The organism is Sphingobium phenoxybenzoativorans (assembly GCF_001757355.1).
Lineage (GTDB): Bacteria > Pseudomonadota > Alphaproteobacteria > Sphingomonadales > Sphingomonadaceae > Sphingobium > Sphingobium phenoxybenzoativorans.
Genome location: NZ_MINO01000063.1, coordinates 1 through 21,513, shown reverse-complemented (window position 1 = coordinate 21,513; position 21,513 = coordinate 1). Strand labels below are relative to the sequence as shown.

General features: G+C 66.1%; 15 protein-coding genes and 1 pseudogene. 4 read left to right on the top strand and 12 right to left on the bottom strand.

From position 1 onward, the window contains the following. A partial coding sequence (locus BHQ40_RS19810) for an FAD-containing oxidoreductase (protein ID WP_070157560.1) occupies positions 1–1,166 on the top strand: 1,166 nt, incomplete at its 5' end. A gap of 110 nt (positions 1,167–1,276) precedes the next feature. Next, entirely contained in the window at positions 1,277–2,284 is a 1,008-nt protein-coding gene (locus tag BHQ40_RS25355; RefSeq protein WP_083277054.1) for an LLM class flavin-dependent oxidoreductase, read from the top strand. Here the strand turns inward: BHQ40_RS25355 and BHQ40_RS19805 are convergent. The 6 genes from BHQ40_RS19805 to BHQ40_RS19780 all read right to left on the bottom strand — a co-directional run bounded on the left by BHQ40_RS19805 (position 2,189) and on the right by BHQ40_RS19780 (position 10,193). Then, positions 2,189–3,403: an acyltransferase family protein gene (locus BHQ40_RS19805; protein ID WP_354321561.1), complete on the bottom strand. Its 1,215-nt coding sequence runs from the start codon at positions 3,401–3,403 to the stop codon at positions 2,189–2,191. The two genes, BHQ40_RS25355 and BHQ40_RS19805, sit on opposite strands and share 96 nt — an antisense overlap. A gap of 241 nt (positions 3,404–3,644) precedes the next feature. Continuing rightward, positions 3,645–4,634: an MlaA family lipoprotein gene (locus tag BHQ40_RS19800; protein WP_083277053.1), complete on the bottom strand. Its 990-nt coding sequence runs from the start codon at positions 4,632–4,634 to the stop codon at positions 3,645–3,647. Between the two features lie 470 nt (positions 4,635–5,104). Continuing rightward, on the bottom strand, positions 5,105–6,757 hold the full coding sequence (groL, locus tag BHQ40_RS19795; protein ID WP_070157558.1) for a chaperonin GroEL: 1,653 nt from the start codon (positions 6,755–6,757) through the stop codon (positions 5,105–5,107). A 140-nt stretch (positions 6,758–6,897) separates the two neighbouring features. Then, positions 6,898–7,185, bottom strand: coding sequence for a co-chaperone GroES (groES, locus tag BHQ40_RS19790; protein WP_070157557.1), 288 nt, complete (start codon positions 7,183–7,185; stop codon positions 6,898–6,900). A gap of 265 nt (positions 7,186–7,450) precedes the next feature. Next, positions 7,451–9,067: a ShlB/FhaC/HecB family hemolysin secretion/activation protein gene (locus BHQ40_RS19785; RefSeq protein WP_070157556.1), complete on the bottom strand. Its 1,617-nt coding sequence runs from the start codon at positions 9,065–9,067 to the stop codon at positions 7,451–7,453. 91 nt (positions 9,068–9,158) lie between these two features. Next, positions 9,159–10,193 (bottom strand): hypothetical protein, encoded by a 1,035-nt coding sequence (locus BHQ40_RS19780; RefSeq protein WP_070157555.1) that lies wholly within the window; start codon positions 10,191–10,193, stop codon positions 9,159–9,161. A 197-nt stretch (positions 10,194–10,390) separates the two neighbouring features. Between BHQ40_RS19780 and sppA the strand changes: the two genes are divergently transcribed. Both sppA and BHQ40_RS19770 read left to right on the top strand, forming a co-directional pair. Beyond that, entirely contained in the window at positions 10,391–12,274 is a 1,884-nt protein-coding gene (sppA, locus tag BHQ40_RS19775) for a signal peptide peptidase SppA (RefSeq protein ID WP_070157554.1), read from the top strand. A gap of 14 nt (positions 12,275–12,288) precedes the next feature. Further along, positions 12,289–12,840 carry a GNAT family N-acetyltransferase gene (locus BHQ40_RS19770; protein WP_070157553.1) on the top strand — a complete coding sequence of 184 codons (552 nt, stop codon included), beginning with the start codon at positions 12,289–12,291 and terminating at the stop codon, positions 12,838–12,840. Between the two features lie 121 nt (positions 12,841–12,961). Here the strand turns inward: BHQ40_RS19770 and BHQ40_RS19765 are convergent, their stop codons facing one another. The 6 genes and pseudogenes from BHQ40_RS19765 to BHQ40_RS19740 form a co-directional block, all read right to left on the bottom strand. Next, positions 12,962–13,597, bottom strand: coding sequence for a trimeric intracellular cation channel family protein (locus BHQ40_RS19765; RefSeq protein ID WP_070157552.1), 636 nt, complete (start codon positions 13,595–13,597; stop codon positions 12,962–12,964). Between the two features lie 241 nt (positions 13,598–13,838). Beyond that, positions 13,839–16,310, bottom strand: a complete 2,472-nt coding sequence (locus BHQ40_RS19760; RefSeq protein ID WP_070157551.1) for a glycoside hydrolase family 3 protein — start codon at positions 16,308–16,310, stop codon at positions 13,839–13,841. Between the two features lie 23 nt (positions 16,311–16,333). Next, the gene (locus BHQ40_RS19755; RefSeq protein WP_070157550.1) at positions 16,334–17,614 is read right to left on the bottom strand and encodes a cation:proton antiporter; all 1,281 of its coding nucleotides are present in this window, start codon (positions 17,612–17,614) and stop codon (positions 16,334–16,336) included. Positions 17,615–17,621: 7 nt separating this feature from the next. Then, complete coding sequence (locus BHQ40_RS19750) at positions 17,622–18,950, bottom strand: sugar MFS transporter (protein WP_070157549.1); 1,329 nt, start codon at positions 18,948–18,950, stop codon at positions 17,622–17,624. Positions 18,951–18,981: 31 nt separating this feature from the next. Continuing rightward, the gene (locus BHQ40_RS19745; RefSeq protein ID WP_083277051.1) at positions 18,982–21,297 is read right to left on the bottom strand and encodes a beta-glucosidase; all 2,316 of its coding nucleotides are present in this window, start codon (positions 21,295–21,297) and stop codon (positions 18,982–18,984) included. Further along, a pseudogene (locus BHQ40_RS19740) lies at positions 21,294–21,513 on the bottom strand (tryptophan 7-halogenase); the annotation flags it as partial. The pseudogene BHQ40_RS19740 and the gene BHQ40_RS19745, both read right to left, overlap by 4 nt.

Sequence of the window (21,513 nt, the reverse complement as noted above, 5' to 3'; positions counted from 1 at the left end):
GCGATTATGGCGTGATGATCGACGGGCCGGTGCGGATCGACATGGCCGCCGTCCACAAAAGGTCGCATCAGGTCACGCTCAACGCCCGCCATAATAATGAGAGATGGCTGGAGGGGATGGAGGGCCTGACCTTCCTGCGCGGCCATGCGCGCTTCACGGCTCCGCATGTCCTGCAGGTCGGCGAGCGGATGCTGACCGCGCCGCAGATTTTCCTCAATGTCGGCGGCCGCGCGGTCATTCCCGACATGCCGGGGCTGGCGGACATATCTTACATGACCAACAGCGGCATATTGGCGCTGGATCAGGTTCCTGGGCATCTGATCATTATCGGCGGCAGCTATATCGGCCTGGAATTTGCGCAGATGTTCCGCCGCTTCGGCGCGGAGGTGACTGTCATCGAGCGCGGCCCCCGCCTCATCACGCGCGAGGATGAGGATGTCAGCCAGGCGGTCCGCGAGATATTGGAGGCGGAGGGGATCAGCGTCCTGACCGATGCGGCGGACATCGCCTTTGCGCCGCATGCCGATGGCGCGGAGGTGACCGTCAATGGCGCGACCATCACCGGCACCCATGTCCTGCTCGCCATCGGCCGCCGCCCGAATACCGACGATCTTGGCATCGACAAGGCGGGGGTGGCGCTCGACGCGCGGGGCTATATCACCGTCGACGATGGCCTGCAGAGCAGCGTGCCGGGGATATGGGCGCTGGGCGACTGCAACGGGCGCGGGGCCTTCACCCACACCGCCTATAATGATTTCGAGATCGTCGCCGCCAACCTGCTCGACGGGGATGCGCGCAAGGTCAGCGATCGCCTGACGGGCTATGCGCTCTATATCGATCCGCCGCTCGGCCGCGTCGGCATGAGCGAGGCGGAGGCGCGCAGGGCCGGTCACGACATACTCGTATCGAAACGCCCCATGACCCGCGTCGGCCGCGCCGTCGAGAAGGGGGAGACAAAGGGTTTCATGAAGGTTGTCGCTGATGCGGCCAGCAAGCGCATATTGGGCGCGGCGATCCTGGGCACAAATGGCGATGAAGCGATCCACGGCATCCTGGACATGATGAACGCCGATCAGCCAGTATCTACCCTGCAATGGGCGGTGCCGATCCATCCCACCGTGTCGGAATTGATCCCGACCGTGCTGGGGGATTTGAAGGCGGGATAGCGCTCCACTGCGTGCTCCTGCCTTCGCGGGAGCACGAAAGGTTCATCACAACAAATCCCTGAAGCCCAAGCAAGGGTAGCGATTTGAAACTGACACCTTATATTGCCCCCATGACGAAATTCTCCCTGCTCGACCTCGTGCCCGTTACCGAGGGTAGCGATGTGTCCACCGCCCTGATCCGCGCCGCGGACCTCGCCGTCCATGCCGAGGCTTTGGGCTTCCACCGCTATTGGGCGGCGGAGCATCATGGCATGCCGGGCGTTGGCAGCGCGGCGACGGCGGTGGTGCTTGCCCATGTCGGCGCGGCGACATCGACGATCAGGATTGGGGCGGGCGGCATCATGTTGCCCAACCATGCGCCGTTGACCATTGCCGAGCAGTTCGGGACGCTCGCCGCGCTGTTCCCCGGCCGGGTCGATCTGGGGCTGGGCCGCGCGCCGGGGTCCGACCAGCGAGTGATGATGGCGATGCGCCGGACCCTCGCCAGCGACGCCAACCAGTTCCCCCGCGACGTGATGGAGCTGCAGGCCTATTTCGTGGGCGACGACAGCCCCGGCTTCCAGGCGACGCCGGGCGCAGGGGCGGAGGTGCCGCTCTGGATATTGGGGTCCAGCCTCTATGGCGCGCAACTCGCCGCCGCGCTTGGCCTGCCCTACGCCTTCGCCTCCCATTTCGCGCCCGATGCGCTGGACGAGGCGCTTGCCATCTACCGTCGCGACTTCCGCCCTTCGGCGCAATTGTCCCAGCCCTATGCGATGGCGGGGTTCAACATCTTCGCCGCGGATACTGCGGAGGAGGCGGAGACGCTGGCGACATCGATGATGCAGATGTTCGTCGCGCTGCGCACCGGCACGCCGGGCAAGCTGCCGCCGCCGGTGCCGGGCTATCGCGCGACCCTGCCGCCGCAGGCGCGGATGATGCTGAACGGCGTGTTCAAGGCGTCGAGCATCGGCACGCAGGCGGATGTCGCGCGCGACCTGTCCGCCTTCATCAACCGTACCGGCGTGGACGAAGTGATCGTTTCAAGCAGTATGTTCGACCATGACGCGCGGAAGCGGTCGCTTGCCATCGCCATGGACGCTGCCCGCGCGATCAACGGCGCGCAGGTCGCGGCCTAGCCGTCCGCCGCTCAGGATGCGGGCTGCGCCCGGCGACACCGCGCTGAGCAGCTTGGCGAAGGCGATGGCGAAAGCGAGGGTCAGGAAGGGCTGCAACAGCAGGAAGGCGGGATAGGCCGGCGAGCCGAGCGGCCCCGTCAGGCGGCCGATGACCGGGGCCAGCGTCCAGATCAGGATCAGGTGGCCGCAGAACATCAGGAACATGTACGGCTCGATCCGCTTGAGCGTCGCGGCGGCGAAGGAATCCGCCAGCCCCCAGGCCACCCGCCAGAACAGCACGGCCGCCGCCACCCGCGTCACCAGATCGACGGCGGCCATAGGATGCCCCTGATTATCCCAGAAGGGCACGTCATAGAGCGACAGGGCGACCTTGACCGGCAGCAGCAGCAGGAAGGGCAGCAAGGCGAGACCGAAGGACATGTTCGCGACCTTCTGCTCCAGCCTGATCCGGCGCACGATCATGCCCAGCGTGAAGAAGGCGAGGATGGAGGTGCGCATCAGCACCGGCTGGCCAATGCCCGCGACCCAGCAGATCGCGGCGGCGGCGGACAGGACACCCAGCGCCCAGGTCGGCGCGCGCACCAGCAGCGGCGCGACGAGCATGCACAGGAACAGGTCGCGCAGGAACGGCATCTGCACGCTGATGTCGGGATTGCGGGTGAGTATGAAAAGCTCCTGCATGACCCATTCAAACGTGTGCGGAACGGGGGCGGGCAGGGTGAACAGGATCGCCGTTCCGCTGACGATCAGGATCGCGAGCGCGTTCCACAGCACCATCGGCAGCAGGATCGTCCGGGCCTTGTGCCGGACATGCGGCCACCAGTTGCGGCTCTTGGAGGACGCCATGACCAGCCAGCCGGAGATAAGGCCGAGCAGGGGCACCGCGCTGCGGCCCAGCCCCTCCATCAATATCCAGCGCAGCATGTCCTGCCCGCTGCCATGCATCGCATAGAGCGCCTGCGCGTCGACGCCGGTCCAGGCGTGGACATAGACCACGCCCAATATGCAGATGACCCGCGCAATGGCGATGCTGTCGGACAGGCGCTCGGCCGCTGGCGCTGGGCGTGCCGTCATGGCGGCATAGGGGAGCGGCAGGGTTGCGGCGGCGTTCACTGTCATGGCTTTCATACTTGCCTGAACAGAATGAGCCGTAATCTGAACGGTTTCTGACTTGGGGTGAGCCGTGGCGGTGGCGGGGTAAACGGGTTTGCGGCGCAGATCTCCAGCGAAGCCATGCCGTCATCCCGGCGAAAGCCGGAACCCAAAGCGCCCCATTTCAAAGCTGTGCCGAAGGCGAGATGGGTCCCGGCTTTCGCCGGGATGACGGAGGAAGGACTCTATGCCTCAAGCCGCTTTTTATTCACTGAACTTCCGGCACCTTCGTCGCGTCCTCCTTGCCATCGGGCACGCGCAGCCCCGGACCGTAGACCGGCACGACGTCCGGCGTCACGCGGCCGTGCAATGCCTCAATCTCCGCCTTCCGCTGGTTGAGGTACAGCTCCCGATAGGCGGCATAGGGGCGGTCCTCGGCGCGGATTTCCTGAATCCGCTCGTCGAACGCCGCGCGCTCGCCCACCTGCTGCAGGATCATCGAGGGAATGACATAGGCGGGCCGGTTGAACGGCTTTCCGACGGCCAGCGGCACGATCATATTGTCCACGGTGTCGCCGATGACATCGCGCAGCGTGGTCGGCCCGATGATCGGCAGATACATATAGGGGCCGGGGCCGACGCCATAATAGCCCAATGTGTTGGCAAGGCCGTTGGGCCGGTAGGGCAGGTGGAAGGGCTTGCGCTTGGCGACGTCGAACAGGCCCGCCATGCCGAGGGTGGTGTTCAGGCCGAAGCGGCCGACGGTTTCAAACGCTTTTCCGGGCTTGAACTGCGCCAGATAGGCGACCGCCACGACCGGCTCCCCCAGATTGTTGAAGAAGTTGCGCAGCCCCTTGCGGACCGGCCTCGGCAGGCCCTTGTTATAGCCCTTGGCGATCGGCTCGACGACGGCCTTGTCGACCGACTGGACCGCCTGAAAGCTCTTTTCATTCACCCGTTCGAGCGGGTCGCTCGGCGGCGGGCCGTCCCGTCCCGTCACGACGATATCGTTCTGCGGCGCGTCGGCCAATTGCGCAGGCGGAGCCTCCGGCGACGGGCCGGGCGATGTTGGTGGCGGAGGCGCTGTCCCGACGCTGGGGGTCTGAACCGTGGGGATTTGACCGGCCGGATCTTCGGTTGCCGCCTGATCGCTCGCGTTCGCCTGCATAAACGGTGTGATCGGGGAAGGGGAAACAGGCGCGCCAAGAGACGGAGGCGTGATGATCATCATGCCTGTGACGGCGGCGTACAATGGCATTCTTATGTCCTTCGCGGAGACCCTGCCCGCTAGATAGAGGCGGCCCCCTCCCGCTCAAGTTCCGCGCAACGATATTTCGAGGATAGGGGGCGTTTCCGCGCCGTGTTGCAGGAGCGATCCTGAACGGCGGATGATGAACCGCCAAAGATGTTGTTTGGATGAAAGATTGAGCGCGGACGTACAAGCCTTCTCCCGCAGGCGGGAGAAGGATACGTAGCCTTGGGAGCGTAGCGAGCTAGGCGCAGTTGGATGAGGGCAAGCGAGCCGCAGGCTCGCGCATCTTCTTACGAAGATACAAGACCCTCACCCTCCCATCGCTTCGCGATAGGCCCCTCCCTCTCCCGCAGGCGGGAGAGGGGATGAGCAGTGACCGCTCCCTACTTTGACGCGACTCAGCCCCAACAGAAAAGGGCCGGTGAGTTTCCCCACCGGCCCCTTCTTTGCGTGCCTTAAGCTGCAGAGCGCAGGACTTAGAAGTCCATGCCGCCCATGCCGCCCATTCCACCCATGCCGCCGGGCATGCCGCCCATGGCCGGCTTGTCTTCGGGCGTGTCCGAGATAGCCGCTTCGGTGGTGATCAGCAGACCGGCGACCGAGGCCGCGTCCTGCAGGGCGGTGCGAACGACCTTGGTCGGGTCGATCACGCCAGCGGTGACCAGGTTCTCATAGGTGTCGGTCGACGCGTTATAGCCCTTGGTCTCGTCATTCTCGCGCAGCAGGTTGCCTGCAACGACGGCGCCGTCGACGCCTGCGTTCTGGGCGATCTGCTTGACCGGCGCGGTGATCGCCTTGCGGATGATGTCGATGCCGCGGGTCTGGTCGTCATTCGCGCCCTTCAGGCCGTCGAGAGCCTTGGTGGCGTAAAGGAGAGCCGTGCCGCCGCCGGGGACGATGCCTTCCTCAACCGCTGCGCGGGTGGCGTGCAGGGCGTCGTCGACGCGATCCTTGCGCTCCTTGACTTCCACTTCGGTCGAACCGCCGACCTTGATCACGGCAACGCCGCCGGCGAGCTTGGCGAGACGCTCCTGGAGCTTCTCACGGTCGTAATCGCTGGTGGTGTTCTCGATCTGCGCACGGATCGCTTCGACGCGGCCCTTGATCGCGCCGGCATCACCCGCACCGTCGACGATGGTGGTGTTGTCCTTGTCGATCGAAACGCGCTTGGCGGTGCCCAGCATGCCGATGGTGACGTTCTCGAGCTTGATGCCGAGGTCCTCGGAGATCATCTCGCCCTGGGTCAGGATCGCGATGTCCTCAAGCATCGCCTTGCGGCGATCGCCGAAGCCGGGAGCCTTGACGGCAGCGACCTTCAGGCCACCACGCAGCTTGTTGACGACGAGCGTGGCCAGAGCCTCACCCTCGATATCCTCGGCGATGATGAGGAGCGGACGGCCCGACTGAACGACGGCTTCCAGGATCGGAAGGATCGCCTGCAGGTTCGACAGCTTCTTCTCGTGGATCAGGATATAGGGGTCCTGAAGCTCGACGAGCATCTTTTCCGGGTTGGTGATGAAGTAGGGCGAGAGGTAGCCGCGGTCGAACTGCATGCCCTCAACGACGTCCAGCTCGAAGTCGAGGCCCTTGGCCTCTTCCACGGTGATCACGCCTTCCTTGCCGACCTTCTCCATCGCTTCGGCGATCTTCTCGCCAACGACGGTGTCGCCGTTCGCGGAGATGATGCCAACCTGTGCGACTTCGGACGAACCGGCAACCGGCTTCGAACGCGACTTCAGATTCTCGGTCACCTTGGTGACGGCGAGGTCGATGCCGCGCTTCAGATCCATCGGGTTGATGCCGGCGGCAACCGACTTCATGCCCTCGCGGACGATCGCCTGAGCCAGGACGGTCGCGGTGGTGGTGCCGTCACCGGCGATGTCGTTGGTCTTGGAAGCGACTTCGCGGACCATCTGCGCGCCCATATTCTCGAACTTGTCCTTCAGTTCGATTTCCTTGGCGACGGTGACGCCGTCCTTGGTGATGCGGGGGGCGCCGAAGCTCTTGTCGATGACGACGTTGCGGCCCTTGGGACCCAGCGTCACCTTGACCGCGTCGGCCAGGATGTCGACGCCGCGCAGGATGCGCTCACGCGCGTCGCGGGAGAATTTTACGTCTTTTGCAGCCATGAGATAATACCTCTGCTTGAATGTGAGACTTGGAAATGTCCTCAATCCGTTCAGGCTGAGCTTGTCGAAGCCTTGTCCTTCTTAAGAAGGGCAGCCCTTCGACAGGCTCAGGGCGAACGGGGGGAAGGCAGCGCGGTGAATTAACCGACGATACCCAGAATGTCGGATTCCTTCATGATGATCAGGTCTTCGCCGTCGACCTTGACCTCGGTGCCGGACCACTTGCCGAACAGGATCTTGTCGCCAGCCTTGACGTCCAGCGGCGTCACCTTGCCGTCTTCGCTCTTGGCGCCGGAACCGACGGAGACGATCTCGCCTTCCTGCGGCTTTTCCTTGGCGGTGTCGGGGATGATGATGCCGCCGGCGGTCTTTGCCTCGGCTTCGATGCGGCGGACCAGAACACGGTCATGCAGCGGACGGAATGCCATATGGATTGCCTTTCCCTTCGATGAGGGAGCGGTTATCGGCGGACGAGATTGACGGAGACCGTGCCCCGCAACTCTCCCGGCTTTCCCCTGCTCCCAATGAACTCTGTTTTGTTAGCACTCCCCGGTCGAGAGTGCCAGCGCGCCTCATATGGCCCATCGGCGGAGGCGGTCAAGGGCGGGGAGCGGAAAAAATCCTCCAAGTCCACCCGGATGCGGTGTCCGTGCCCGGAATAGGGACAGGTCGTTACCAGATGATGACCGGCCCTCACGATCGCAGGGAGAGTTTCCAGCCGATCGAGAATCGCCAGCGGCGGTCATAGCCGGGATAGGGATCGTTGAAGGGCCGGGCGGCCTCCAGATCCAGCCTCACCTTGTCCTTCAGGGCGAAGCGGATGCCGCCACCGGCCGATCCCAGCGTGAAACCGGTCCGGGGGAAAGGGCCGCGCTGAAGGATCGTCACCTTCGCCATATCCGCGAAGCCGTACAGTTCGGTCCCGGCCAGATTGCCCTTGGGCAAAGGCCGCCAGGCAAGCTCCGCAAGGCCGGCCATGCCCCGGTCGGCATTGATCAGGGCATTTTCGAAGCCCCGGCCGAAGTCGGGTCCGCCGACGGAAAAGCGTTCGGCCGCGGGCAGGCGGTCGCGGCTCCATTGCCCGCTTCCGCGCAGGCGAATGGCGGCGCGCCTGCCGATGGCGCGATCGGCCCCGGCGCGCAGGTTGACCTTCAGGAAGTCCGTTTCCGCGAAAGGCGCATCGACCCGCGCGCCCACTATATCGAGGCCCTTGCTGATGCTCGCGCTGCCGGACAGGCTGAGGCGGCCGGTCGACTGGCCATAGCCAGCGGCAACCCGCGCCGCGCGTGTCCGCTCCGATGCGATCAGCGATCCCAATGCGGCATTGTCGCTATCGATGCCGTCGATCGCGGCGCTGAGGGTCAGGTTGCGCTTATAGGCGCGGATGACCGGCCAGGAGAGGGTGATGCCCGCCGTCTTGGCCTTGCCCCGGATCAGGCTGTTTTCCGGCCGGGTCTCCAGATAGCCGCCGGACAGGGAAAGCCGCATCCCGTCCGTGCCGACCGGCGTTGAATGGGTGAGGCCGACATAGCGGTAATCCCGCAGGTCGACGGCGGAGGCGACCGCAAGTTCGGTCGAGTCGCCGTCGCGCAGGCCGCCATAGAGGCGCGCGGTCGCCTGTACCTGTCCGTCCTTGACCAGCGTGGTCGTGCGGTTGTCGAAGCCGAAGGTCAGGGTGGGCTTGCCATAGTCGAGTTTCAGGATCAGCCGCACGCCGCCCTTCCCCTGTCCGGATTGCAGCGAGGCGTCGACCTTCAGCCCCGGAATGTCGCGGATCAGCGAGAGATAGCGTTCGAGTGTCCGGCGGCTGGTGGGCCTTTCCCGCGTCAGCCGGTCGGCATAGGCCCTCACCAGCGTCAGCGGCCTGCCCTCCACCTCTCCGGTCAGGATCACGGCCTCCACATGCCCCTCCGCCACGGCCACGCGCAGGTCGCCGGACGACAGATCCTGATCGGGCACGACGATCGTGAACAATGCCACGGACGACCGGCCATAGGCGGCGGTCATCGCATTCACCAGGCGCTGCAGGGCCGGGCGGTCGGCGGGGACGCCGATGAATTTGCCTGCCGCGGCCGCCACGATCTCCGGAACCTGCGTGCCTTCGAACCGGATGGACCGGATGGGAACGCCCGTGGCGGCGGCATCGATGCGGGTGGCTGAATTGGGCAGGGTGGCCGGCGGCTGTCTGTTGTCGTCCGGCGCAGTGACCGGCTGGTCGCGGTCCAGCCGGTTGCGGTCGATCGGCGTGCTGGTCTGTGCAAACGCCGTCCACGACCATAGAAATGCCGCAGCCATGACGGCGTGACGCATAATTACCCCTTTCCCTGCAAAGCCGGTCTGCGCGTTCATCTGCGCGGGCGCCGTCCGTCGGATGGCGGCGCCCGCGCAGCCCCAAAAGCCCTTAATGGCCCGTATTGAGATTACCGGTCAGGCTACCCGTCAGATTGCCCGTCAGCCCGGCCGATACATTGCCAAGCGCGCCGGTTACGCCATTGACCACGCCGCCGACCGCGCCCAGCGGGTTGGCGGGCGGAGTGGCGGGGGGCGCAGGCGTTCCGGGCGCGGTGCCGCCGCCTGTCACGCCGCCGAGCACATTCTGCACGACGCCCAGAGGCGCACTGCCCCCGGTCCCCGGCGTCAGGGCGCCGGTCACGCCATTCACGACATTGCCGACCGCCGCGACCGCGCCGCTTGCAGGGGTTCCCCCGCCGGTGGAGCCAGGTTGCAGGGTGACGAGTTGTCCGCCGCTGGCTGCGCCGACCGTCAACAGGCTTCCCGCCTGCTGATTGGCCGACAAGGCGCTGACGCCGATCAGCGGCGATTGCGCCGAAGTGCCCAGGACGCGCGCATTGCCGACGGTGAGGTTGACCAGATCGCCGGGCGCCGCCGTCAGGCCGTCGACCAGATAGGCTTCACCCGTGCCGGTCCTGACCAGCGCTTGCCCGGTATTGTCGATCACCTTGGCGACGGTCCCGGCGAGAGGGATCGCGCCGGGTGTCGAGGCATCGACGACATCGACGAGCTTGGCCGTCACGCCGCCCAGTGAACTGACCGTTTCCCCGGCGCTGACCAGCACGCCCGAAGCGACGGGCAGGGTGTTCGCCGGATCGCCGGTGTTGGCGAGCAGGCCGGTTCCGGCCACGCCCTCCGGCCCGACAAGTCCTCCCGTCGCCAGAGCGCCGGCCGAACCCAGGCTGAGACCGCCGGATGCGCCGGCCGAACCCGTGGCTCCTGTGGCGCCAGTGGCTCCGGTTTCCCCTTGCGGTCCCTGCGGTCCTGCCGGTCCTGCCGGTCCGGGCGCGCCCTGCTGCCCGACGCTGCCTACGCGCATCGATCCGCTGGACTCGCAGGCGCTCAGGCTCAGCATGGATGCGACCGCCATCAGGGACGGCGCAAATATTTTCGAATGGATGATCATGACAATTTCCTCGCTCATCGCTGCGCCGCTCCAGCAACACAGACGAGGGAGAAGAAAACATGTTCCTGACTATTTGGTCCTGCCCGGACCCACTGTTAGCTGTTGTTAATTAACCTGCGTTTTTACTCAATATTTACTATGAAAATGCGCTCCATTGCGGTTGTCCCGGTCACGCACTAATTGTTCAGCGAAATCCACCCGGCGGAGACCGTTTCTTGGCATTCCTGAAATCAGCATGGCGTATTTTGGTCGGGGTGAAGGACGCGCTCGTCCTGCTGTTCATGCTGCTGTTCTTTGGCCTGCTCTACGCCGCTTTGTCCTTCACGCCCAAGCCGGTCGCCACCGTGTCCAAGGGCGCGTTGCTTCTGGACCTGAAGGGCGTGATCGTCGAGCAGCCGCAGGAGGCGGACTCGCTCTCCTTCCTGACCAGCGCCGGACCGGAGATGAAGGAGTTCCGCCTGCGCGACATCGTTGCGGCGCTGGAGGCGGCCAAGACGGACGGCAAGGTGAAGGCCGTGGTGCTGAACCTGGACGGCTTCATGGGCGGCGGGCAGGTCGCGCTGTCGCGGGTCGGCGCGGCGATGGACGCGCTGCGCGCCGCGAAGAAGCCGGTGCTGGTCTATGCCACCACCTATACCGGCGACAGTTACCAGCTTGCCGCGCATGCGGGCGAGGTGTGGCTCAATCCCTATGGGCAGGTGTTCCTGCCCGGACCCGGCGGGTCGCAGCTCTATTATAAGGGGCTGATCGACAAGCTGGGCGTGAACGCCCATGTCTATCGCGTCGGCACCTATAAGAGCTTCGTCGAACCCTATACCCGCACCGACCAGTCGCCGGAGGCGAAGAAGGCCGATCAGGCGCTGGCCGACGCGCTGTGGCAGGACTGGCAGGATGAGGTGGTAAAGGCGCGCCCGGCGGCGAAGCTGGCCCCCTATGTCAACGATCCGGTGAAAGTCGTGCAGGCGGTGGACGGCGACGTGCCGAAGGCGGCGATGGACGCGGGGCTTGTCGACACGCTGGGCGATGAGGCGGCGTTCGGCGCCCGCGTCGCGCAGATTGCGGGCGAGGCGCCGGACGGCAGGCCCGGCGGTTTCGCGGCGATCGACCTTGCCGCCTATGCCAAGTCGCACCGGCCCGCCAATAATGGCCAGATCGGCGTTGTTACCATTGCGGGTGAGATTATCGACGGCGAGGCGGGACCGGGCACGGCGGCGGGCGACACGATTTCCGGCCTGATATTCGACGCGCTGGCCGAAAAGGACCTGAAGGCGCTGGTCGTGCGGGTGGATTCGCCGGGCGGGTCGGTGCTGGCGTCGGAGAAGATCCGGTCCGCCATCCTGGAGGCGAAGAAGCGGGGGCTACCGGTCGTCGTGTCGATGGCCAATGTCGCGGCCAGCGGCGGCTATTGGGTGTCGACCCCGGCCGACCGCATCTTTGCGGAGCCGGGCACGATCACCGGATCGATCGGCGTGTTCGGCGTGCTGCCCAGTTTCGAGGGCGCGCTGGCCAAGATCGGCGTCACCAGCGACGGCGTGCGGACCACGCCGCTGTCGGGCCAGCCGGACATGTTCGGCGGGTTCAGCCCGGAGTTCGACACCATCGCGCAGGCGGGCGTCGCGCAGATCTATACCCGCTTCGTCGGCCTGGTCGCGGAATCGCGCAAGCGCACGCCGGAGGAGATAGACGCCATTGCGCAGGGCCGGGTGTGGGACGGCGGCACGGCGCGGCAGAACGGGCTGGTCGACCAGTTCGGCGGGCTGGAGGATGCGATCGCCGATGCGGCGAAGCGCGCAAAGATCGATCCCGCCAAGGCGCGACCCTATTATATCGAGAAGGAGCCGGACATGCTGGCGCAGTTCGTTCAGAACCTGCTCGACGACAGCGGCCAGGAGCAAGTGAAGATTCCCGCCGACTGGCTGGGGCGGCAGGCGTTCCTGCAGCGGATGTGGGCGATGCAGGCGGTGCGCGACGTGCGCGGCCTGATCGAAGGCAGCGCGGTGCGGGCGGCCTGCCTGGAATGCGCCGCCTATGGCCCGCCGAAGGTTCCGAGCCGGGCGGAACAGCGGTCCTTCATGGCGATGCTGCTAAGCTGGCTGTGACGGCAGCGGGGCATATGCGCAGGGTGCGCCCGGCGGATGCGGCGGCCATTGCCGGCATCTACCGCCCCTATGTGCTGGAAAGCCGGGCGACGTTCGAAATCGATCCGCCGTCGGCGCAGGACATCGCCGCGCGCATCGCGAAGGTGGAGGGGCGCTATCCCTGGGTCGCGACGGGAGATGACGGCGCGGTGACGGGTTACGCCTATGCGATGGCGTTCCGGGAGAGGCCGGCCTACCGCTTTGCGGTCGAGACCAGCATCTATCTCGCGCCGCCGGCGCAGGGGCGGGGCACAGGCGCGGCGCTCTATGGCCTGCTGCTCGACATCCTTGCGGCGCAGGGGTTCGTCCATGCCATCGGCGCGCTGACATTGCCCAATCCGGGCAGCGTCGCCCTGCACCGGCGGATGGGGTTCGTCGAAACGGGCGTCTATGAACAGGTCGGATACAAGCTTGGCCAATGGGCGAGCGTCGGGCTGTTCCAGAAAAGCCTCAACCCGCTGGCCGATCCGCCTGCGGAGCCTTTGGCGCCGGGGGATGTGCCATTGTGGAGGGGGATTCCGGGTTAGGGCGCGCTGGGTTAGTCCGTATCACTCCATCGGTCCGTTCGCCCTGAGCTTGTCGAAGGGCTGCACTTCACTTCAGGAAAGGACAGGGCTTCGACAAGCTCAGCCCGAACGGTTTATTATCCTACGACCCTGCCCTATAAGGCGGCAGCGCCAACCCGCGCGCTATCGCGGCGGCGCGCAGGGCGAAGCCCGCGACAGAGGCTATCGCCGCGGCCAGCGGCAGGGCCATGCCCGCCCAGATCAGAAGCACGAACAGCCCGGCGGCCAGCGTGGCGGCCGTCACATAGAGTTCCGGCCGCAACAGGATAGACGGCTCCCCCGCCAGCAGATCGCGGATGATGCCGCCGACGCAGCCCGTGACCACGCCCATCATCGCCGCGACAAAGGGGTGGATGCCGAAGGATAATGCCTTGGCCGCGCCGAACACCGCGAAGGCGGCGAGGCCGACCGCATCGAGCCAGTCGAGCGCGCGGGCGCTCCACCATTTCTGCGGCGTGATCCACACCAGCAGCGCGGCGATCATGCAGACCATCGCGGGCACGGGATCGATCACCCAGAAAACCGGCGCGCCGATCAGCAGGTCCCGCACCGTGCCGCCGCCCGCGCCGGTGATCAGCGCGAAGAAGGCGAAGGTGATCAGGGTCAGGCGAAGCCGCGCCGCCGCCAGCGCGCCCGACGCCGCGAATACGAAGGTGCCGACCAGGCTCAGCGCCTCCAGGACTATGCCGATGTCGGGGACGGGGAGAGGGGCTGCCATGTGCCGGGGTTTAGACTTTGTGTGGTTCTGGCGGAAGCGTGTTCCTGCGAAAGCAGGAACCCAGTTCTGACGTCTGGACTGGGCTCCTGCGTCCGCAGGAGCACGCTGTTGCATCCGCGCAAGATCAGCTTTGGCGCAATAAGCTTCCATTGTCCGTCGTCCCCGCGCAGGCGGGGACCCCGCTATCTTTCGGTGCCGCAAGGAAGCGGGACCCCTGCCTGCGCAGGGGTGACGGGGACCGTCAGTCGCCGCACTTGCTCATGGGCATGCTGACATAATCGAGCTTCACGTCGGAGATTGCGATGGAAAGCGGCGCGCTGCCCTCCAGCACGAAGGGCGAGGCGATGGCCGCCATGTCCGCGCCGCGCGTGGCGAAGCATTGGAGGGGGACAGCGAGAGTCTGCCATTCGCCGGGGGCGGCGGCGGCGAGAGTCTTTGTGATGGCGACCGAGGCGGTCTTGCTGCCGCTGCGGACGCCGATGGTCACCGGGCCGGTGGGTTTTGCATCGACGCGATAGTCCATAACCAGGCTGATCTCGCCATTGCTTTCGCGGCTGAGGTCTATGGGCTTGGGCGCGGTGATGGCGATGGCGCCGGGGGCGTTCCAGGTGAAGCGCTTGGAGTCCTCCTGCGCGCGGCGATCGACATTGGCCTGAGCGACCTTGCCCGCGTCCAGCGTCCAGCCGGTGGGCAGGCGGCCCTTGCCGAAGAACATGCCGGGCACGCCCTCCGCCATGCCCGCCGGGCGGGTCTCGTCAAGCTGGCCGACCTTGCCGGGCGCGGCATAGCTGAGGCCATAGTCGTATGCGAACAGCGGATCATAGCCCGGATCGCGGCGGTTGAGGACATATTGGTCCGGGCGCTTGGGCCAGGAGAAAGTGAGCTTGCCGCGGAAGTCGTGGTTCACGCTGCCATCCGGTTTCGTGAACAGCACATCGGCGATGCCGCCGCCCTCGCTGCCCGGCAGGAAGGCCGCGACGAACGCGTCCGAGGCGTTGAGTTCGGCATTCACCCAGAGCGGGCGGCCGGACAGGAATATGGCGACGACGGGGATGCCCGCCGCCTTCAGTCGGCGCAGCATGTCGCGGTCGGTGGTGTCGCCGGGGCTATATTCCAGGTTCGGGCGGTCGCCCTTGAACTCGGCATAGGGCTGCTCGCCGAACACGACGATGGCGGCGTCGGGTTTCTTGGTGAAACTGCCATCGGCGGAGTAGCTGGCGGTGCCGCCGCCCGCCTTCACGGTTTCCTCGATGCCGCTCCAGATGGACTGCGCATTGGGGAAGGCGGCGTTGGGCACGTCCGCCCCCTGCCAGGTGATCGACCAGCCGCCCGCCTGCTGGCTGATGCTCTGCGCGGCGGGTCCGGCAACGAGGATGTTGGCGCTGGGTTTCAGGGGCAGGACACCCTCATTCTTCAGCAGGACGAGGGATTCGCGCACCGCCTGACGCGCGACGGCGCGGTGGGCGGGGGAGCCGATGACGTCGAACTTGCCCGCCGCCGCGCGCGACGAGGGACGGCCACGGTCGAAAGTGCCCGCGCGGAACTTGACGCGCAGGATGCGGCGGACGGCATCGTCGAGACGCGCGGCGGAGATGATGCCGTCCTTCGCCTCGCGCAGCGTGTTGTCGTACAGCTCCTTCCACTTCGGGCCGGAATACATGAACATGTCGAGGCCGGCGTTGACCGCCTGCGCGCAATCCTCATTGGTGCAGCCCGCAACCTGCCCGTGACTGTTCCAGTCGCCGACGACAAAGCCGTCGAAACCCATGCGATCCTTGAGGACATCGGTCAGCAGCGACTTGTTGCCGCTCATCTTCTCGCCGTTCCAGCTTGAGAAGCTGGCCATAACCGACTGGGTGCCCGCCTCGATCGCGGCGGGATAGCCGCCCAGATGCACGTCGCGCAGGATTTCCTCGGAGACGCGGGTGTCGCCCTGGTCCCGGCCGCCGGTGCCGCCGTCGCCCAGGAAATGCTTGGTGGTGGCGATGAGGTGAGTGGGGGAGAGGAAGTCCTTCGTGCCGACCTTGCCCTGCACGCCCTCGATCATCGCGCCGGCATAGTCGGCGGCGATCTGCGGCTCCTCGCCATAGCTTTCATAGGTGCGGCCCCAGCGGTCGTCCTGCACCACGGCCAGCGTCGGCGCGAAGGTCCAGTCGAGCCCGGCGGCGGCGGTCTCCAGCGCGGTGATCTCGCCGATCTTGCGGATCAGGTCGCGGTCGCGCGCGGCGCCAAGGCCGATATTGTGCGGGAAGAGGGTCGCGCCGACGATATTGTTGTTGCCGTGGACGGAATCGGTGCCCCAGATGATCGGGATTTTGGGGCCCCCTGCCTGAGCGCCGGAACGCTTCATGGAGGCGTCGTAAAATTCGTCGGCCAACTGCATCCATTTGGAGGGGGAGGCATATTCGTCGTCATAGGGGCCGCTATTGCCGCCGTTGAGGATCGATCCGATCTTGTAGGTCTCGACATCGGCGGGCTTGATCGATCCGATGTCGACCTGGATGATCTGGCCGACCTTATCCTCGACCGACATCGCCTTGAGCAGCGCGTCGATGCGCTTCTCAACCTTCGGGTCGCGCTTCGGCTGCGCCTTCACCTGCGGCCAGAGGGTGGGGTTGGCGATGGAGGCGGCGGGTTGTTGAGCCATAGCACTCCCGGCGATCAAGGCGGTGGCGAGGGTCAGCAGCGAGGCGCGCGAAAGGCGTGGCGTCATGTCATCTCCTATGGGCGCGGGTCTTACGCCTGCGCGCGTCTGGTTGCGGGATTGGGGGCGGATGCGAGCAAGGCTCGCAGGATCGGGCCGGTCATGACCGTGGTGACGACCGCCATCACGACCAGGATCGTGAACATGGATTTGGGCAGGAAGCCGAGATCATAGCCGATATTGAGGACGATCAGCTCCATGAGGGCGCGGGTGTTCATCAATGTGCCGAGCATCATGCTGTCGCGGTGCGGCAGGCCATTGGCGCGGCCTGCGAGATAGACGGGCACGACCTTGGCGGCGATGGCGGCCAGACAGACGGCGGCGAGCCAGAACAGCTCCGGCCCGGTGGTGAGGCCAAGCAGGTTGGTACGCAGGCCGGTGAAGGTGAAGAAGATGGGGAGGAAAAACACCAGCACGAACTGACCGACCTGACCCTGCCATGCCTCCACCAGCGCGCGGTGGCGGTGGAACAGCAGGCCCGCCGCAAACCCGCCGAAGATTGCGAAGATGCCGAGCGCGTAGGTGCAGATGGCAAGCGCGAACATGATCGCGAGCAGGATGGCGAGGAGGTTGGGCGGGATATGCCCGTCCCGCACCGGAAAGCGCGCGACGAGGCGGTCGGCGAGCGGCGCGGCGAGGAAGCGGAGGGCGAAGATAAAGACCAGCAGGCCGCCGAGGTGGATCAGCAGATACTGGCCGGACAACTGCGCGGTGGCGAAGGCGGAGATGCAGGCAAGCAGCACCCAGCCGACGACATCGTTCACTGCGGCGGCGGATATGGCGATGATGCCCACATCCGTCTGCGTCAGGCCATATTCCTTGAGGATCCGGCCAAGGATCGGGACGGCGGTGATCGCCACGGCGACGCCGCAGAACAGGCTGTAGACGAGCGGGTCGATGCCGGGCGCGAGGGTTGCAGCGGAGAGGCGGCCGATGCCGAAACCCACCGCGAAGGGCGCGAGGATGGAGGTGGCCGCAACGAACAGGGTGGTCTGCCGCAGGCGGGGGAGACGCAGGCGGCCATATTCAAACTCGCTGCCGATCTGGAACATCAGCAGGATGAGGCCGATCTGGCTGAGGATCGTGATAGCCGGTTCCGGCCTTGCGCCGAACAGGGCGAGCGACGCGCCGGGGAAGAAATGCCCGAACAGGGAAGGGCCGAGCAGCAGGCCCGCAACGATTTCTCCCACGACGCCGGGCTGGCCCATGCGCCGGAACAGGCTGTGCATCAGCCGGGCCGCCCCGATCATCACGATCAACTGGAGCAGCACCGTGAAAAGGAGCTGCTCCGTCTGATGGATCGAGGCGGTCATGTCGACATTACAGGACGGCCGGTCCTGTTTCCGATCCGGCGGCGGCGTCTATCGGCGCGACCGGCTTTGTCGCGAACAGGCCGAAAATCAGGATCAGCGCATAGGCGATCGCCGGGACGATCAGGGCGATGCGCAGGGTGGAGATGTCCGACACCCAGCCGGCGAGCGGCGGCAGGATCGCGCCGCCGACGATGGCCATGCAGATGACGCCGGAACCGTCCGCGGCGCGGCGGCCGAGCCCTTCCGACGCCAGGGTGAAGATGGTCGGGAACATGATCGAGTTGAACAGGCCGATGGCGATCAGCGCCCAGCCCGAAACCGCGCCGGTGGTTGAGGCGGACACAGCGAGCAGCAGGATCGCGACGCCCGCCACGGTGGCGAGCACCTTGCCGGGCGAGAATATGCGCAGGATTAACGCGCCAATGAAACGGCCGACCATCGCGCCGCCCCAATACCACAACAGGAGCTTTCCAGCGGCTTGTTGTGAGATTGCCAGCGTATCTTGTTGGATTAGGTATAGAACGAGCAAGCTGCCAATCGTCACTTCCGCGCCGACGTAGAGGAAGATGCCCAAGGTGCCAAAACCGAAGCGCGGACGCTTCAGCAAGCCGAAAGCGGCTGCGACGTTCATCTTCTCCGCGGGTGCTTCCTTCAGCTTGTTGCGCTGGGAAAAGACGGCGGCTGCGACGATCAGCAAAGTGATGGAGATGCCGATATAGGTGTGGACGACCACCCATGACTCCGTCGCACGGAAGGCGTCGAGTGCTGCGCCGCTGAGCGTTCGGGGATCAACGCTGGCCAGTTGGCCTAGGATCAGAGCGGAGCCGATATAGGGAAAGAGTGCCGTGCCGAGCGAGTTGAACGCCTGCGCGAAGGTCAGGCGGCTGGACGCGGTTTCCGGCTTGCCCAGCATGGAGATGAGCGGATTGGCGACGACCTGGACGATGGTGATGCCGCTGGCCAGCACGAACAGGGCGGCGAGGAAGGCGACGAACAGGCTGGACGAGGCGGCCGGGATGAACAGCAGGCAGCCCGCCGTCATCGTCAGCAGGCCGACGACCGCCGCGCGCATATAGCCGATGCGGTGGACGATCGCGGAGGCGGGGATGGAGATCAGGAAATAGGCCGCGAAGAAGGCGGACTGGACCAGCAGCACCTCCGCATTGGAGAGGGTGAACAGGTCCTTGAGCTTCGGGATCAGCACGTCGTTCAGGCTGGTGATGCCGCCGAACACGAAGAACAGCGCAAAGACGAAACCGGCGAGGCTGCCGGCCGCCTGTGCGCCTTGGGTGGTGGTGGTTGCGCCGGTGTGGCCCGCGCCGGGTGTCATCGCCATGTCTGTGCTCCGCTCCGCATAAGGGTTCAGGTCACGGCTTGATCGACTGGGCGTCGAGTTGTGCCGTGCCGCTGAGCACCGTGTCGCCTGCGAAGCGGCCGACGGCAACAGGATATGTGCCTGCGTCGAGCTTCCACCCCGGCGCGGCCTCGTCGAAACGGGCAATGACGCGCGGATCGACGGTGACGGAAACGCGGGCGGTTTCGCCCGGCGCGAGGGTCACTTTGTCGAAACCGGCGAGGCGGTAGCTCAATGCGCCCGCCGCGCTCCTGCCCTGCACATAGACCTGGGGAACGTCCGCGCCCGCGCGCTGGCCGCTATTGGTGACGTCGAAGCTGACGCGCAGGACCTTGCCGCCGGAGACCGACAGATTGGCGTAGCGGAAGCTGGTGTAGGTGAGGCCGTAGCCGAAGGGATAGAGCGGCTTCTGCTTCTTCGCCGCGTACCAGCGATAGCCGACCTCGGCCCCTTCCTGATAGTCGACGGGGAAGGGCTTAACCCCGGCGCTCTGGCCGTAATTGGTGGTGTCGCCAGCATCCCGGCGGGCCTCGGCGGCGTGCAGTTCGCCGAGACCCACCGGCTCCGGACGCGGCGCCTGTGCGGCGCGCGTCGGGAAGGTGATGGGAAGGCGGCCGGACGGCGCGACCTCCCCGAAAATGATATTTGCGATGGCCTCGCCCCCGCGCTGGCCCGGATACCATGCTTGCAGGATCGCCGGGACCTTGTCCACCCAGGGCATCAGCACGGGACCGCCGGTTTCCATCACCACCAGCGTCCTTGCGTTGGCGCGGGCGACGGTTTCGATCAGCGCGTCCTGATTGTCCGGCAGGGCCATGCTTTCGGGGTCCTGCGCCTCGGTGAACCAGGCCCAGGCAAAGACGATCGCCATGTCCGCGCCCTTCGCGGCGGCCGCCGCCGCCTTCGGGTCGGAGCCGTCGATATAGGTGACCTGCGCCTGCGGTGCCATTGCCTGAATTGCCTTCAGCGGCGAGGAGGCGTGCCAGGTGATGCGGGCGAAGGAGGCGGCCTGCCCCTTCGTCAGCGGGATTTCGACCGGCGCGCCGCCGACGGACCGGACCTGTGACGATCCGCCGCCCGACAGCACGCCAACGTCGGCATGCGCGCCGATAAGGACGATCTTCTTCGCGGTCTTGGCCAGCGGGAGCAGATCGCCCTTGTTCTTGAGCAGGACGATGCCCTCCTCCGCCGCGCGCTGGGCGACATCGGCATGGGCGGCATAGTCGATGACCTGCGCCGTGTCCGGCACGGGATTGTCCATGAGGCCGGTCGAAATGACGCCGTAGAGGATGCGGCGGACCATATCGTCGAGGCGGGACATGGGAATGCGCCCGGCCTTCACGGCGTCCGCGAACGGCTGGCCGAAATAGATGGCCATGTCGAGTTCCTGACCCGACTGCTGGTCGAGGCCGGTGATCGCCGCCTTCTCCGTCGAATGGACGGCGCCCCAGTCGGACATCACCCAGCCCTTATAGGCCCAGTCCTGCTTGAGCACGGTGTTGAGGAGCCAGTCATTCTCACAGGCATAGTCGCCATTGACCTTGTTATAGGCGCACATGACGGAGCCGGGATCGCCGATTTCATTGGCGATCTGGAAGGCGAGCAGGTCGCTTTCCCGCAGCGCGGCCTTGTCGATGCGGGCGTCGAGGACGTGGCGGCCGGTCTCTTGGGAGTTGAGCGCGAGATGCTTGACCGTCGAGACAATATGGTTGCTCTGGACGCCGCGGATATGCTCGCCCGCCATCACGCCCGCGAGCAGCGGGTCCTCGCCCAGATATTCGAAATTGCGGCCGTTCCACGGATCGCGGGTCAGGTTGACGCCGCCCGCGAGCAGGATGTTGAAGGTCTTGGCGCGCGCCTCCGCCCCGATCATCGCGCCGCCCTCATAGGCGAGGCGGGGGTTGAAGGTGGCGGCGGTGAGAATGCTGGCCGGGAGCGCGGTGGCGGTGTCGCCCTTGCGCTGCTCGATCTGGTTGGCGACGCCGAGGCTGGCATCGCTCTCGCGCAGGGTCGGGATGCCGAGGCGGGGGACGCCGGGGATGTGGCCAGCCGAGGGGATCATCGCGATGGGCGGATTGGGCTTGGCCATCGGCGGGAAATAGCCGTGGATGATCGCCAGCTTCTCCTGCAGCGTCATCGCGGCGACCAGATCGTCGGCGCGGGCGGAGGCGGAGAGGGCGCGGTCGGACGCGGCGGGTGTGCGGGCGGCGGCCTGAGAGATGGCTGGCGAGGCGGCTGGCGAGGCGGCTTCCTGGGCAAAAGCGGGCGCAGACAGGCTGGACCCGATCATCAGGCTGGCGAGGAGGAGTGTCTTCGTCGTCGATGTCATCGGAATGCCTTGCTGGTGATGGTCGCGGCCGGGCGGGCGTGGAAATGGTCCAGCAGCGCACGGTGATCGGGAAGGTTGGCGAGCGCGCCGGGGGAGGCGGCCTTGACGCGGGCGAATGCCTGTTGCGCATCGCGCGCGCCGGGATAGCGGGCGGCGCCTGCCGCGAGGCGGGTGTGGAAGCCCATGCCGTAGAGGATGTAGTGATAGCTTGGCGGC

Excerpts from the sequence above, each read along its gene's own strand:
- BHQ40_RS19785 (WP_070157556.1), bottom strand. The coding sequence starts at position 9,067 with ATGCGTCACGCCGTCATGGCTGCGGCATTTCTATGGTCGTGGACGGCG.
- BHQ40_RS19805 (WP_354321561.1), bottom strand. The coding sequence starts at position 3,403 with ATGACAGTGAACGCCGCCGCAACCCTGCCGCTCCCCTATGCCGCCATG.
- groL (WP_070157558.1), bottom strand. The coding sequence starts at position 6,757 with ATGGCTGCAAAAGACGTAAAATTCTCCCGCGACGCGCGTGAGCGCATC.
- BHQ40_RS19800 (WP_083277053.1), bottom strand. The coding sequence starts at position 4,634 with ATGCCATTGTACGCCGCCGTCACAGGCATGATGATCATCACGCCTCCG.
- BHQ40_RS19770 (WP_070157553.1), top strand. The coding sequence starts at position 12,289 with ATGCGCAGGGTGCGCCCGGCGGATGCGGCGGCCATTGCCGGCATCTAC.
- BHQ40_RS25355 (WP_083277054.1), top strand. The coding sequence starts at position 1,277 with ATGACGAAATTCTCCCTGCTCGACCTCGTGCCCGTTACCGAGGGTAGC.
- BHQ40_RS19780 (WP_070157555.1), bottom strand. The coding sequence starts at position 10,193 with ATGAGCGAGGAAATTGTCATGATCATCCATTCGAAAATATTTGCGCCG.
- BHQ40_RS19750 (WP_070157549.1), bottom strand. The coding sequence starts at position 18,950 with ATGGCGATGACACCCGGCGCGGGCCACACCGGCGCAACCACCACCACC.
- groES (WP_070157557.1), bottom strand. The coding sequence starts at position 7,185 with ATGGCATTCCGTCCGCTGCATGACCGTGTTCTGGTCCGCCGCATCGAA.
- BHQ40_RS19765 (WP_070157552.1), bottom strand. The coding sequence starts at position 13,597 with ATGGCAGCCCCTCTCCCCGTCCCCGACATCGGCATAGTCCTGGAGGCG.
- BHQ40_RS19760 (WP_070157551.1), bottom strand. The coding sequence starts at position 16,310 with ATGACGCCACGCCTTTCGCGCGCCTCGCTGCTGACCCTCGCCACCGCC.
- BHQ40_RS19755 (WP_070157550.1), bottom strand. The coding sequence starts at position 17,614 with ATGACCGCCTCGATCCATCAGACGGAGCAGCTCCTTTTCACGGTGCTG.
- BHQ40_RS19745 (WP_083277051.1), bottom strand. The coding sequence starts at position 21,297 with ATGACATCGACGACGAAGACACTCCTCCTCGCCAGCCTGATGATCGGG.